This window comes from Streptomyces sp. NPDC088732 (genome assembly GCF_044751205.1).
In the GTDB taxonomy this organism is placed as follows: domain Bacteria; phylum Actinomycetota; class Actinomycetes; order Streptomycetales; family Streptomycetaceae; genus Actinacidiphila.
Map to the genome: position 1 here is coordinate 88,207 of NZ_JBIVLI010000019.1, position 12,842 is coordinate 101,048.

The following is a 12,842-nucleotide window of genomic DNA, read 5'->3' on the forward strand; positions in this document are numbered from 1 at the left end:
CTCCTTCAACGCTGCGTTGCGCAGCACCGATTGCCGTCACCTTGCGTGACGGCCTTGGACCTCTGAACCCGGCGCACCGGGGCCAGCCCTCCCCCGCGTCGTCGGCCCCCCAGCCGGCCGGGGTCCTCCCCCTGGGTCTGGTCGCGGACCGTGACGAAATCCGTCACGAAATTCCCCAGGTTTCGCGCGCGGTCTTGGCACTGTGGTGCCGCTTGCTCATGGCCTGCCAGTTGCTGGGGTCGAACCCTCGTGGGCCGAGCGGGCCGAGGCCGTCGATGTGGTCGACCTCGGTGGCGCGGTCGCGCTGCAGGGGAGGGAGCGAGGCGCAGCACTCGCCCTCGCAGTACGGATGGTCTTGGAGGTAGGCGGCGCTGGCATCACGCCATGCCTTGCCTCGACCTGCGTCCTTGTGCCTGGGCCTGGCCTGGGTGGCCTCGGCCTGGCAGGCGGGGCACCGTCCGCTGGGGGTGAGGGCGGGGCATCCGGGCGTGGGGCACACCTGCATGGCGCGGCGTGGCATGGCGCCTCCCGGACGTGACTCGGCCCGGCCTCGCAAGTGGCGTCGGCCGGGCCGGGGTCGGTAGTAGGTCAGCGGTCGGCGATGGCCATGTCGTCGAGCTGCCAGGTCTTGTTGTCCTTGGTGGAGATCGTGCAGACGTAGGTGCTGCGGACCTTGGCGCCGAAGGTGTTCTGGCTGTCGACCACGCCGGCTACCTGGAACTTCCACGGCTTGGTGCTGTGGAGTGTGGTGGTCTTGGCGTAGTCCTCGTCCCAGACGCCGGGGAAGTCGGCTGAGCCTGGGGACTTGAGGCGGTCCTTGACGAAGTCTTCGCACATCACGGCGGCGGACGTCTCGTCGGGCTTGTCGTCGATGTTGCCGCAGGCGGTGAGGAGCGGGGCGGCGAGCAGTGCGGTGGTGACGGCGGCGGTGCGGGTGCGCATGGTTCCCCCTGGTGCTTTGTGGCTGAGGGGGCATCATGTGCGGTTCTGGGCCTGTGTGTCTGCTGTGTGGCAGTTCTGTGACATGCCGAGGGCCCCGACTCGGTGAGCGCGGGGCCCTGGAAGCGGCCTGGTCACCTGCTTTTGGGCAGGGTGATCTCCAGCGAGTGTTACACCCGTGAAGGACGCTGGTCAAGAGGCCTTGAGCTGCTGGAGTTCGTCGAGGTCGATGAGGTCGCGGCCGGCGTGGTCGCGGCCGTGTTTCTGGAGCTTGCCGCGGTGGATCCAGACGCGGATGGTGCCGGGCTTGACGTCGGCGGCGAGGGCTGCGGCTTGGGTGTCGGCGAGGCGGCGGCGCGGGGTGCTCATGCTCTCCATGATGCGGCAGGGAGGGAGGCTGTAGGGGCAGGTCGGAGGGCTGCCCGGCAGGCTCTCCAGACTGTGGATACCCCTGCCTCCCTGCCTCCCTCACAACATCGTTTGCGCTGATCACGGCGGGTTCCCGGAGCCGGGGAGGCGGCCGGGGAGAACTCCCTGCCTCCCCGGCGCCTCCCTCACTCGCCGGCGGCCTCCTCGCGGGCTGCGAGGGCGTCCTCGACGCGCTTGAGGGCGACGACCATGACGCCCTCGGACTTGTACGGGGCGGCGCCTGCCTCCTCCAGGACGCCGGTGAGGTCGCCGAACGTCCAGCCCTTGTACTGGCCGGGGTTGCGCTGCGCGAGGCCCTGCAGAACCTCCTGGGTCCGCACGCGGGGTTCCGTGCCGAGGACAGCGAGGACGTCGGCCAGGACGTCGACCTCTTCGGGCGCCTCGACGACGCTGAGGGTGGTGACGCCGTTGCGGCGGGCCTTCGCGCGGTCGGTGACGACCGCGGCGTCCTTGCCGCTGATGAAGTGCGTGCGGACGGTCACCGAGGACTGCCCGGCGTCCATCTTGATTCCCTCGCCTGCGACGACGAGCGTGCCTCGGTCGAGGCCGCGGCGGAGCTTGTGCGGAGCGGCGCCGGCGTCGACCGGGGCCTCGCCGAGCGCCATCTTGGCCTGCGACTCGGTACCGAGGACCAGCGAGCCGCGGATGTGATTGCCCTCGCGGGACCGCTTGGGCAGGTTCTCGTCGGTGGGGTCCTGGGTGCCTTCCCAGATGGTGACGTTCACGGCCCGGCCCTGGTCGTGGATCTTCTTGACGGCCTGGAAGTAGCGGGACGTGGCCTTGCTGCCGCCGTAGGGCCGGTTGTCGGGGCCCTTGGCGCCACAGCCGTAGGCGACCTGGGCCTCGTCGACGATGAACACGATCGGCCGGAACCGGGGGTCGGTGCGGGCCATGTCGCGGGTGACGCCGTCGGTGGCGCCGGACTGTTCCAGCAGCTCGATGCGGCGCTGCATCTCGTCGACGCCGCCCTCGACCATGTGCGTGGCCTCCATGACGTGCTCGTCGGTGGGGCCCTGGATGAGGATGCTGGCCAGGTCGAGGAACATGCGCCAGTCGCCGACGCCCTTGAGGTCGGCGATGCGGAAGTCGACGGTGGAGTCGAGTGCCAGCCACAGGGCCAGGGCCCGCAGGCTGGCGGTCTTGCCCTGGTTGGACAGGCCGGTGAGCAGGATGTGCCGTTGGAAGACGCTGACGCCGACCGCGTCGCCGCGCAGGTTCTGGCCCCAGGGTGCGCTGCCGGTGTAGTAGTCCGCGGCGGTCTCCTCGTCGAGGAGCAGCGGGGACGGGCCGATGGGCTCGTCGAGGGCGCCGGAGTCGGCGATCCACAGGCGCACGGTGCGGGGCTGCGGCGGGATGGTGATGAACACCTCGTGCTCGTGCCGGTTGAGGTTCTCGGCGACCTTGCGGCGGCGGCCGAGGATCTCCTCCGTGCTGACGCCGGACGGCAGGGCGACGTCGACCTCGACGCCGCACCCGGCGAGGCGGATAGGGCCGAGCAGGGAGGCGCCGGCGTCCTCCATGGCGAGCAGGGCCTTGCGCAGCTGCGCGATGCCGAGGTCGCGGAAGGCCTTGACGACGATCGACGGGGTGATGGGCTCGTCGTCGAGGCTGCGCTGCTTGACCGGGAGCATCCACTGCGGGGCGGTCTGGTGCTTGCGGCCGGCGTGCCACAGGTAGGCGAGCGTGGCGAACGGCGAGGCGAGGACGGCGGGCCACCAGACGACGGCGACGACGACGGTGGCCCAGTGGATGAGCTCCAGGACGGCCTGGATGGGGGCGACGACGTCGGCGAGGTCGCGGTTGTAGATGGCCATGGCGATGCCGAGGGCCAGCAGGGTGCCGGTGCCGAGGCCTGCGGTCCAAACGGCGCCCTTGGCCAGGCGCACGGGCGAGTTGATCAGGTCCATGCGGCGCTGGTGGCGGGCGGCGCGGAACTGGCGGCCGCGCCCTTCCCACTCCTTGGCCTCGTCCCAGCGGCCGGCGATCTCGGCGGCGCGGATCATGCGCTCGTATCGGGCGGCGCTGCGGGAGTCCCAGGTGCGGCGGGCGGTGAAGGCGAGGCCTCCGCCGACGTACATGGCCTGGCGGAGGACGAAGCGGGTGCGGTCGTGGGTGACGACGGCGTGGGCGCGGCGGCGGGCACGTCGCAGGGCAGGTTCGGCGGGAGCCGGTTGGGGTTCGGCTCGGGCCGGGGGCTCGGGCGGGGCTTCCGAGGTGTGCTTGGCGAGGCTGAGAACGGTGTGCGACATAATGATCTCTCCGTCCGGAACGGGATGGGACCCGGGGCGGCCGTTCCCTGGCAGGTGCCGGCCGCCCCGGGGCTACTTCTTGTCGGCCCGCTTGCGGGCGCCGTCGAGGATCCGCTCGATGCGGTTCTCCTGCCGGGTGGTGAGGACGCCGCCGCGGATGCATGCCATCGCTGTGATGCGGGCGATCTCGGCGGCCTCGCGGGCCGTCAGCGGCGGGTCCTGGGCCATCACTTGCCGCCCTTCCGCACGTCGTTCCAGATGCCGCGCAGGACGAGCAGGCACACGGTCAGGGCGACCGCGGAGATCGCGACCGCGACCGCGCTGATGGCAACGGCGAGCAGGAACACGGAGCCGCCGACGCCGATGCCGATCCACTTCGCGGCCTGACCGGACGACTGCCGGCCGGCCGGCGCCGGGTGGTGGCAAGCCACCTGCTGCTGTCCGGCCTGCACCGCGGCGACGACGGCGAGGATCTCGGCGTACCGCTCGCCCTGCCGGGCGGCGTCGACGGCGTCCTGCGACGCCTTGCTGAGGTCGCTCATGCCTGACCACCTCCGCCGACGATCTCGGTGCGCAGCGCGGTCGCGTCGCGGCGGGACAGGCCGAGTTCGGTCTGCAGGGTCTGGATGGTGACGCGGCGCCGGGTCGACCTGACCGCGTCCCGGTCGAGCTTGCGGGCCTCGCGGCGCAGGTCAGCAGGGGTGAGGGTGATGGTCTCGGTGACCACCTGGCGGGGGGTCTCGGCGGGCAGGGCGGCGGTCACCTTGGCGGCAGCCAACTGGCCGCTGATGTTGTCCCACCGGTACAGCGGCGGGGGCAGCTCGGCGACCGGCGGCATGACCACCGGGACCGGGATGGCCGGGGGCAGTTCGGGGCGCGGCTTCGGCCGGGCGACGATCGGCAGCGGCCGGGCTCCGGCCGGCACGACCGGCGGCGGTGGCGGCACGGGCGCGGCCCGCTCGATGGTCACCTCGGCCATGGCGTCGGCGACGACCTCGGCGGCGTCGGCGAAGTGCTCCGCCAGCGTGGTCACCTCGGGCTGGTGCTCGGCGGCCGGGAGCTCCGGGAGCGTGCCGCCGTACATGCCTGCCAGCGCCGCGTCCGCCCCCTCGCGGAGCCGGTCACGCTGCACCTCGACCAGGCGCGCGCCCAGCTCGGTGTCGCCTACGCCAACCCGCTTGGCCAACCGCCAGGCCTTCCGCTCCGACAGCTTCCGGGCCCAGTCGGACGGGTGGTTGACCGCCCGCGCCTGGTGATAGGCCAGCTGCTGGACGGTGCTCGCGTTGCGGCGCAGGGTCTCGGCGTCGACGCCCGTGCGGTGGACGACGATCCGGCGGGCGAGGAACGAGATGCCCTCGGCGGCCGCGGTCATCGCCAGCGGCGTCATGCCGTACACGATGGCCTCGCGCACGGTCGGGGCGATCGCGATGCCCATGACGGCGGCCGCGGACGGCAGCAGCCACAGGGCGGCGCGGATCACGGTTGGGGCGGACTGGCCGAGCATCGTCACGCCGATCATCACGAGCGCGGCAACGAGGGTGGCGCCCTCGCCGGCCGCGACGACGCCGAGCGCGGTCTCCGAGCGGTGGAGTACCGAGGTCGCGTTGGCGTAGGTGCCGATCGCGCCGGCCACACCGACGGCGATCATCGGCAGGGCGGCCAGGGCGAGGACGCCGATCTGGCCCTTGGTCAGGGACTGGGGGCTGCTCATCGGGTCCACCTCCGGGTGGCGCGGGCGAGGCGGGGGTACGCGGCGAGGCCGGCGATGAACGCCCAGACCGCGGGCTGGCCGGCGGCGCCGACGAGGACCGCGGCGACCAGGCCGAGCGCGGCGGCGAGCACGCCCGGGGTGAGCAGCCAGAGCAGCGCCAGGACGGCGCCGAGCAGCAGGGGCTTCATCGTCCGGCCTCCTGCTGCAGGTCGGTCAGGCGGGGTGCGAGGTCACGGACGAACACGGCGAGGGCTTCGAGGGCTTGCGCCAGCTCTTCGACCTGGCCGAGCCGTTCGGGGTAGACCGTGGCGTGGACCTCGGTGACGAGGAACGGCGCGGTGTGCTCGGGGGTGCCGTACTCGTACCGGCCCCAGCCGGTCTGTAGGGCGACGCGTCCGAGCGATGTCGGGACCTCGAACTGGTCCTCGGCGGCGAGGTGGGCAATGTCCTCGATGAAGCCGCCGCTGCGGTGCTGAATGACGCACCAGTCGGGGCAGGTGAAGGTGACTTCGCCGGCGTCGGAGGTCTCCAGGGTCCAGGTGCGGGCGCTCATCCCTGGCCCCCGTCCTGCTGCACGGTGTAGGTGGCGGGGTTGTCGGCGGTCCACTCGCGGAGGCGTTCGGCGCGCTCGGCGAGGGTGAACAGTTCCGGGGATCGCAGCAGGCTGGAGAGCTGGATGCGGACGTCAGCGGCGCGGGTGCGGACGAGGTCGACGAACGTGTCGAGGTCTCGCGTCTCGGCCGGTCGCGGGACGGTGAGGGCTTCGACGGCGGCCTCGATGAGGTCGCGGACGTCGGGCGCAAGGTCGCTCATCGGGCACCCGCCGGGCGGATGCTGCCGGTGACGCCGGCGGGGGTGGCGGTGATCGTGGTGGTGCGGCCGTCGCGGCGGCGGATGATGCCGGCGGCGATGAGGCGGCGGGCGGGCATGGCAGAAGTTGTGTCGGCCGACATAGGCGCGGCAGGATTCGGCATAGCCGGGTTCTCCTTGGTAACGGCAAGGGGGTCCTGGTCAGGGAGTCGAGGTGGTGCGCGCGCCCACTGGTGTTCCAGCACCGGTGGAGCTGCTGCCTCGGCTCCCGTTCTGCGTTATGCGGTTGTGGCAGGGCCTGTTCCAGCAGACCCGTACTTCTTGATCGCGTTGGAGATCGCGGTCTCACTGAGGCTCAGGTGCTTCGCCAGCGCGTAGACACTGCCGAACTCCCGGACCCCGTCTTGCAGGGCTTGTGCTCTTCGTCTGCGGGCTTGCTCCGTGCGTTGGCCGAGCTGTTCCAGCAGCTCGTCTTCGGCATGGAGGCGGTCCCGCCATGGTGGTGTTTCCACCTCCAGGAGACTAGCACACCCCCCCTGTGCTATGCCATGGTTGCGCAACGCTCACGCCCCCTCCGGCTGCAGGGAGCGGAGCATCTCGAAGTCCCGCGGCTCGTAGATGCACTGGCACCACGGGCAGACGATCCGCTTCTCCTCCGGCCGGTGCCACAGCGCCGCCCCGCACACCGAGCCGTCGGGGAACCCGGCCACGCACTGGCCGATGCGGCGGCCGTGGTCGGGCAGGGCGCCGATGATGGACAGGCCGGCTCGCCGGATCTCGCGCACCTCGCGCGCCAGGTCGCCGGCGGGCGGGTAGTTCCCGGCGATCCAGTCCAGCTCCATGCCCAGCCAGCGCACCGCCGCGTACAGGCGGCGCTCCATGTCGCCCTCGATGGCGGGCTGGCCCCAGCCGCGGAAGGCCTGGACGTCGGCGCGCCACCGCTCAAGCGTGATGGTCATGCCGCCGTAGCGGAGGTCGATCACGTCCTCGTTGACGGGCATGCGCGAGCCGGCCGGGCTGCTGGAGACGCGCTCGCCGACCGGCGCGGCGCCGGGCGCCAGGAAGGCGCCCAGGGCGTGGAAGATGCGGGGCAGGAGTTCCAGGTGTCGGGCGAGGACGAGGGCGTCGCCTCGGCACAGGTAGCCGTTGTCGTTGGCTACCTCGCACAGGCCGCAGCTGATCACGCGTCCGCCTCGGCGTCCTGGGCGAGCAGCTGCCGCGCGCGCTCGATGGCCTTACGGTCACGCCGGTTATCCACAGCCTGGTGCACAAGCACGGCGGCCATGTGGATAACCAGCATGTATGCAACGCCGATGCTGATCCCCCAGAGCAGGATGCTGATCTCGTGCTCGGTCATGTGGTCCTCCTTGTGGTGTGCTGGGTGGAGGCCGGCCCCGAATCCCGCGGGGCCGGCCGGCTTGCTGTCAGACCTTCGGCCCCGCGGTCGCGGCCAGGTGCGGGTGCCGCAGCGAGACCGAACCCAGGCCGGGCGCGTGCACCCGCAGCTCGGCTTCGGTCCACACCTGGCCGCCCCACACGAACGCGGGCTGGATCTCAGTGATCACGGCGCCGTCCTCCATGCGCGCGGTGACGACGGTGGCCCAACCGATGACCGGGCAGACGACGATGTCGCTGTCGCCGCCGAGGTCGAACGCGATGTGCCAGTCCGCATTGGCGGGGGCCATGTTGGTGACGCTGCCGACGGTGAGGTTCATGGGGTTCTCCTTGTGTGTGATGGTGGGTGGTACGGGCGGGCCTGACAGCAACAGGCCCGGCCGGTTACACGTCGCGGCCGTGGCAGCGCTTGAACCGGCGGCCGGAGCCGCACGGGCACGGGCTCTTGCGGCCGAGCACCTGGAACGCGGCAGCCTCGGTAGCGACGTTCGTCGCCTCGGCCGAGCACGGCTGGCACAGGTGCCCGCTGACGCTGAGCGGGCCGAACGTGGTGAGGTGCGCGTACACGGTCTCGGTGGGCTGGCCGCACCCGTCGCACTGGTGGTCCCAGTGGAAGCCGGTCGCCTTCGCGTGCTGGTCGACCTTCGCGATGCAGGCCGGCTCCATGCAGACCATGGACGGCGGGTCGCAGGACAGCAGGAGCGGGCGGATCTGCCGGGTGTGCGCGCACAGGTGGGTGACCCCGGCGCTCATCGCGGCGAGCATCATCCTCAGCTGGGGGCGGACCAGGCGCTTGCGGGTCGCGAGGTCCTGGGGCAGTGAGCCGAGGAAGGAACGGTCCCCGCGGGTCGCGGCGTCGGCCGCCATGGTGAAGGTCATGCCCGCCATGTCGCGGGCGGCGGCGTCGAACTGGTCGAGCGTGGCGACGGTGAGGTCGGCCTTGCCGGCGAGGTAGTCGATGACCTTGTCGAGTTCGATCTCGGTGAGGAAGCGGCGGACGGTCATGGGAGTCCCTTCGTCAGGATGGTGACGTTCGGTGGTGTCGGAACTCGGATTGTCGGAACCGAGGTTCCGACAGCGGTTCGCGAGGCCACCTGGGCTTTCGCGTAACGCAGGATTTTTAATTGAGGTTGTTTGTCTATGAATGTCCGTTTAGGAGGGGAGAGGCTGTCGGAACTTTGGTTCCGACGGTTCCGACGTTCCGACAGCACTCACAGCTACCTCGGCTACTCCGGGGCAGCCGCGCCCGCGGCCAACAGGCCGCCGTCCAGCGCGACCAGCCAGCCCTGCTCGACTCCGAACTTGAGGGCCGCGGTCCACAGCGATCCGTCCTCACCCGAAGCCCGGTACTGCTTGCGATCTTTGACGGCGACGCAGTTCCGGTTGACGTCTCGCGCGGGCACCTCGCCGCCATGGCGCGTGAGGTAGCGGTGGGCCCGCTTGGCGACGTTGACGACGGACGGGTGCACACCGTGCATCGCCTCGTACACCGCGGCCTGCGACTCCACCGCGGTCTGGACGGCCTCCGCGACCCGGGCCTCCTTCTGCGCCTGCAGCCGCCGGTGTGCCGCCTCCTGCACGCCGTCGCGGACCTTCCTCGACACCCGCCACATCGCGGCCGCCAGGTCCCAGTCCTCCTCGCTCACCGCGGTACGCCCGTGCACCAGCGCGAGCAGCGCCGCGCACTTCAGCCGCCACAACGGCTCGTGCGTGTCGAGCGGGAACTCCTCGCCGCGACCGAACGCGATCTCCAACGCGAGGTCGTCGAGCTCCTGGGTCGCCCGCGCGGGCACCCGGAGGACGACGCCGCGCAGCGTCGACACCCACGTGGTGACCGGGGTGTCCTCGCCGGTTGCGGTCGTGACCATGACCGGCCCCGTCTCGGCCGGCCTCTCGCGCGGGGTGTCCCGGCTGAGCCGGGAGTGCGCCCATGCGAGGCGCTGCGGGAGACCGATGGAGCCCATCTCCAGCAGCTTCGCGGCGGGTTCCTCCTGCACGCCGAGCGACATCGACAGGGTGTAGCTGCCCTTGGGCAGGACGCGGCGCCGCTCGACGTCCGCGTTGGAGGTGCCCTGCCGCTCGCTCATCCACGCCTTGCACAGGACGCCGTTGAGGGTGGCCCCCACGGACATCTGAGCCATGGCGTCGAGCACGCTGCCCTCGGTGGCCAGCGCGTACCCGCGGGACGTGGACTGGACGAGGACCTTCTTCTTGCCCTTGTCGTCGTCGGGATCGTCCTGCAGTTCCAGGTACGCGGCGATGATGCCCTGCCCGGTGGAGATGTCGATGTGAGCGAGGTCGGTCGCCGGGAACGGGGCCAGTTCCTCGGCGACCCCTTCGGCGTTGCCCTTGCCGGTGCCGGGCGGGCCGAACAGTCCGCAGTACCAGCAGAGCGTGGCCGGCGGGTGGATGCCGCTGGCGGCGCGGACGGTGGGGTCGGTCATTGCCGCGACGCGGGCGAGCAGCGCGTGCAGCACGGCGTCGGGGGAGGTGCGGCGGGCGCGCGCCATCTGCTGGATCTGGCCGAGGGCAGGCGTGGCGTTCCAGAAGGCGGCGGGCAGCCGGTCCTCGGGCTCGGTGTCCGGCTCCGGGTCGGGTGCGCCCGTCGGTTCTTCGTCCGGCCTGCTGTGCTCCTCGGCCACGTCGGTCCAGTCGACGGGCGGCGCGGTGTCGGCGATCAGCCGGCGGAACTCCTCCTCCGTGTCGCGGCGCGAGACCGGAGGCCAGGGGTGCCGCGGCTGCTTGATGCCTGCACTCAGCCCGGACTCGATCGTCGGGAGTGCCCGGCCCTCGGGGTGGTTCCCGGCCCGGGCCGCGGCGAGCAGGGTGTTCTCGGCTTCGCTCTTGCTGAGGGCGCCCGCGCCGACGAGGGTGCCGACGTTGAACGCGGCCCTGTTGATGGTGTCGTTCTGCGTACCGTCGAGCGCGTGGATGATCGCGTCGCACTCCGCCTGCAGAGCCTTGCGGGTGTAGGCGTCCATGCGGTCCGACGCCACCGTGAACGTGCCGGTAGGCGACGGCTCCCGGGGGGCCGGCGGGCGCAGCATGTCGACCAGCCATGCCGGGGCGGGCGCCGGTTCGGCGTCGTCGCGCAGGCTGTACGGCCCCTTCACGGACACGGAAGGCGGCACGACGACCTGGCCGCCGTCGGCCCGGATGTCGAGGCCGTCGCCCAGTTTCCCGGCGCTGTTCTTCGGGTTGAAGCCGGGCCAGGCGAAGTAGAAGTGCAGGCCGCCGGACCCGGTCTCGACGCGCCAGGTCGTGGGCAGCGGGCCGTGCTTCTCCTCCAGGGCGGTGAGGCTGTCGAGCCCACCGCTGTCGGGGTCGACGTCGAGGACGAAGATGCCGGAGGCCTCGCCCGTGGCGATCCCGATGTTCGCCGTGGGGGCGGCGCGCCACCAGCGGGCGACGGCCGCCCAGTCGGTGCTGGCTTCGACCTGCCAGCGCTTGTGCACAGGGTGCTTGCCGCCCTGCTTGTAGTCGTGGTCGGCGATGCTTCCGGGGTTCCCGCAGGAGCATCGGCCGTCGACGACGTGGTGCAGCGGGAGCACGCGCCATCCCCTGGAGGCGTAGCGCTGTGCCTCGGCGATCATGCGTGGCCGCTGCTCCGTCACAGCTGCACCTCCGGGAAGAAGTAGGCACCGGCCGGGCGGCCGACGCAGCGAGAGCGGCGCAGGCACAGGCGGAGCGCGCCCGGGTGCCCGGCGGTGTGGATGTGCTGCGCGTCGCAGAACGGGCAGGTGACGACGAGGAAGGCGAGCGGCCGACGTTCCGTGTCGTTCATGTCCGGGGCGTCGGTGATGACGATCCGGGCGGCCGCGGGGCGCAGGCCCAGCGGCGTGGGCTCCGGCACGGGGGCCGGGGCCTGGGTCTCGACGGTGCCACCGTCAAGGCCGGGGATGGAGAACAGGGTTCCCGCCGTGGTGCTGTTCACGAACGTCCTCGTGGGTTGTGCCGGTGGGGTCCGTGTGCGCGGTGGGCCCGGTCTGCAGGGGGGTGACAGACCGGGCCCGGTCTCGCGCCGGGCCCGCTACCCGGTGCGCCTCTTCGCGGCGGCGACCTCTTCGGCGAGCTGGGCGATGGCGTTCGTCCAGTGCCGGGCGGCGCTGCGCACGGTGCTCTCGGAGGGCTGCTCCTCCAGGGAGGCGCGGATCGATCCGAGGGTGAGGGCGAAGCGCGCGGCCTCGGCGGTCCCCGCCCGCTGGTGCTGCGGTTCGGCCTCGATCAGGTCGGCCTTCGGGACCGGCCACTCGCCGGGGCGGCGCGTCACGCCCGGCCTCCGGCGAGCAGCTGCGCGACGAAGGCGAGCGCGTCCTCGTAGTGCGCGTCGCAGACGGGCACGGTCTTGTCGCCCGGCAGGGGCGGGTAGACCTTGAGTTCCGCCATGGCGGTGGTGGGGCAGCCGCCGCAGGCGTGGTCCATGTCCGGGTTGGGGACGGCCGGCGTGATGGGGCAGTCGCACCAGGAGCACTGGCCGCCGGGCGCCAGGTCGACGAACAGGACTGGGATGCCCTGAGCGAGGAAGTCGCGGACGTGCGCGGCGGCCTGGTCGCGGGCGGCGAGCTCGACGAGGGTGGGGCTCATGCCTGCACCGCCCGTCGGACGACGGCGTCGTGGACGTACAGGAGCAGCGCGCCAGGGGTGGCTCCGGGCGGGGCGAGCAGCGCGGGGCCGTCCTCCAGGTCGACGAGCACGGGCTCGGTGAGAGCGTCGGCGTTCGGGCCGTCGGCGGCCTCCAGGGCGATGCCGTGGTCCTGCAGGAACACGTACAGCTCGGCGGCGTTCACGGCCTGGATGCGGGCCTCGACGTCGGCCATGTGCTGGGCCTTGACCTCCGGGTCGCCCGGGCGATCGGCGACGGCAAGTTTCTCCAGCAAGGCGAGGGACGTCTCGAACTCGGTGAGGAAGTTGCGGAGGCCAGCGGCGAACTCGTGGGCCTGCGGGAGGGTGAGCTCCAGGATGTCGCGGTACTCGAAGTCGACCCACGCCTTCGTCTCGACGCCGAACGCGTCCGCATCCTGGGAGACCTGGGTGACGCGGCTGGTGAGCACGGTCCCGGCGGGCTTGCACCCGCTGGGCGCCGTGAGATTGGCGGCGGCGGCCTGGTGCCAGCCGGGCTCGCCATCGGCGCCAGCGTGGTCGAGGACGCACTCGGCGAAGCAGCCGTAGCGCGCCGTCCACTCGACGCCGCGCTCGGCGGCAGTGAGGATGCTCCCGGCCGTGCCACGGGCGGGAACGGTGGTGCTGCGCTGAGCCTGCGTCGGCTGCGTCCCGGCAGCCTGGGGGCTTACGATTCTCATGAGCTGATC

19 protein-coding genes are annotated in these 12,842 nt (G+C 71.9%); all 19 read right to left on the reverse strand.

What is annotated here, in order from left to right; all coding sequences use genetic code 11:
* Nucleotides 1–163: 163 nt before the first annotated feature.
* Nucleotides 164–520: a hypothetical protein gene (locus tag ACIP9H_RS29405; protein WP_401961691.1), complete on the reverse strand. Its 357-nt coding sequence runs from the start codon at nucleotides 518–520 to the stop codon at nucleotides 164–166.
* A gap of 68 nt (nucleotides 521–588) precedes the next feature.
* Nucleotides 589–942: a hypothetical protein gene (locus tag ACIP9H_RS29410; RefSeq protein ID WP_401961692.1), complete on the reverse strand. Its 354-nt coding sequence runs from the start codon at nucleotides 940–942 to the stop codon at nucleotides 589–591.
* Nucleotides 943–1,131: 189 nt separating this feature from the next.
* Nucleotides 1,132–1,308 (reverse strand): hypothetical protein, encoded by a 177-nt coding sequence (locus ACIP9H_RS29415; protein ID WP_401961694.1) that lies wholly within the window; start codon nucleotides 1,306–1,308, stop codon nucleotides 1,132–1,134.
* Nucleotides 1,309–1,493: 185 nt separating this feature from the next.
* Complete coding sequence (locus ACIP9H_RS29420) at nucleotides 1,494–3,617, reverse strand: FtsK/SpoIIIE domain-containing protein (RefSeq protein ID WP_401961696.1); 2,124 nt, start codon at nucleotides 3,615–3,617, stop codon at nucleotides 1,494–1,496.
* Between the two features lie 72 nt (nucleotides 3,618–3,689).
* A complete protein-coding gene (locus ACIP9H_RS29425) occupies nucleotides 3,690–3,845 on the reverse strand; it encodes a hypothetical protein (RefSeq protein WP_401961699.1) in 156 nt (51 codons plus the stop codon).
* Nucleotides 3,845–4,159: a hypothetical protein gene (locus ACIP9H_RS29430; RefSeq protein WP_401961702.1), complete on the reverse strand. Its 315-nt coding sequence runs from the start codon at nucleotides 4,157–4,159 to the stop codon at nucleotides 3,845–3,847. Before ACIP9H_RS29430 ends, ACIP9H_RS29425 begins: the two co-directional genes overlap by 1 nt.
* Nucleotides 4,156–5,328 (reverse strand): conjugal transfer protein, encoded by a 1,173-nt coding sequence (locus ACIP9H_RS29435; protein ID WP_401961705.1) that lies wholly within the window; start codon nucleotides 5,326–5,328, stop codon nucleotides 4,156–4,158. Before ACIP9H_RS29435 ends, ACIP9H_RS29430 begins: the two co-directional genes overlap by 4 nt.
* Nucleotides 5,325–5,516: a hypothetical protein gene (locus tag ACIP9H_RS29440; protein WP_401961708.1), complete on the reverse strand. Its 192-nt coding sequence runs from the start codon at nucleotides 5,514–5,516 to the stop codon at nucleotides 5,325–5,327. The genes ACIP9H_RS29435 and ACIP9H_RS29440 overlap by 4 nt, the downstream gene beginning before the upstream one ends.
* Complete coding sequence (locus ACIP9H_RS29445) at nucleotides 5,513–5,881, reverse strand: DUF6907 domain-containing protein (protein WP_401961710.1); 369 nt, start codon at nucleotides 5,879–5,881, stop codon at nucleotides 5,513–5,515. The genes ACIP9H_RS29440 and ACIP9H_RS29445 overlap by 4 nt, the downstream gene beginning before the upstream one ends.
* Nucleotides 5,878–6,141, reverse strand: a complete 264-nt coding sequence (locus ACIP9H_RS29450) for a hypothetical protein (protein WP_401961711.1) — start codon at nucleotides 6,139–6,141, stop codon at nucleotides 5,878–5,880. Before ACIP9H_RS29450 ends, ACIP9H_RS29445 begins: the two co-directional genes overlap by 4 nt.
* Nucleotides 6,142–6,701: 560 nt before the next feature.
* On the reverse strand, nucleotides 6,702–7,322 hold the full coding sequence (locus ACIP9H_RS29455; protein WP_401961714.1) for a hypothetical protein: 621 nt from the start codon (nucleotides 7,320–7,322) through the stop codon (nucleotides 6,702–6,704).
* Complete coding sequence (locus ACIP9H_RS29460; RefSeq protein WP_401961717.1) at nucleotides 7,319–7,495, reverse strand: hypothetical protein; 177 nt, start codon at nucleotides 7,493–7,495, stop codon at nucleotides 7,319–7,321. Before ACIP9H_RS29460 ends, ACIP9H_RS29455 begins: the two co-directional genes overlap by 4 nt.
* Nucleotides 7,496–7,562: 67 nt before the next feature.
* Nucleotides 7,563–7,853, reverse strand: coding sequence for a hypothetical protein (locus ACIP9H_RS29465; protein ID WP_401961719.1), 291 nt, complete (start codon nucleotides 7,851–7,853; stop codon nucleotides 7,563–7,565).
* Between the two features lie 64 nt (nucleotides 7,854–7,917).
* Complete coding sequence (locus ACIP9H_RS29470) at nucleotides 7,918–8,538, reverse strand: YecA family protein (RefSeq protein ID WP_401961722.1); 621 nt, start codon at nucleotides 8,536–8,538, stop codon at nucleotides 7,918–7,920.
* Between the two features lie 221 nt (nucleotides 8,539–8,759).
* Nucleotides 8,760–11,147: a bifunctional DNA primase/polymerase gene (locus tag ACIP9H_RS29475; RefSeq protein WP_401961724.1), complete on the reverse strand. Its 2,388-nt coding sequence runs from the start codon at nucleotides 11,145–11,147 to the stop codon at nucleotides 8,760–8,762.
* Nucleotides 11,144–11,467 carry a hypothetical protein gene (locus tag ACIP9H_RS29480; RefSeq protein ID WP_401961727.1) on the reverse strand — a complete coding sequence of 108 codons (324 nt, stop codon included), beginning with the start codon at nucleotides 11,465–11,467 and terminating at the stop codon, nucleotides 11,144–11,146. Before ACIP9H_RS29480 ends, ACIP9H_RS29475 begins: the two co-directional genes overlap by 4 nt.
* Nucleotides 11,468–11,563: 96 nt before the next feature.
* On the reverse strand, nucleotides 11,564–11,803 hold the full coding sequence (locus tag ACIP9H_RS29485) for a hypothetical protein (RefSeq protein WP_401961730.1): 240 nt from the start codon (nucleotides 11,801–11,803) through the stop codon (nucleotides 11,564–11,566).
* Entirely contained in the window at nucleotides 11,800–12,117 is a 318-nt protein-coding gene (locus ACIP9H_RS29490) for a hypothetical protein (RefSeq protein WP_401961733.1), read from the reverse strand. Before ACIP9H_RS29490 ends, ACIP9H_RS29485 begins: the two co-directional genes overlap by 4 nt.
* Nucleotides 12,114–12,833: a DUF6907 domain-containing protein gene (locus tag ACIP9H_RS29495; protein WP_401961735.1), complete on the reverse strand. Its 720-nt coding sequence runs from the start codon at nucleotides 12,831–12,833 to the stop codon at nucleotides 12,114–12,116. Before ACIP9H_RS29495 ends, ACIP9H_RS29490 begins: the two co-directional genes overlap by 4 nt.
* Nucleotides 12,834–12,842 lie beyond the last annotated feature (9 nt).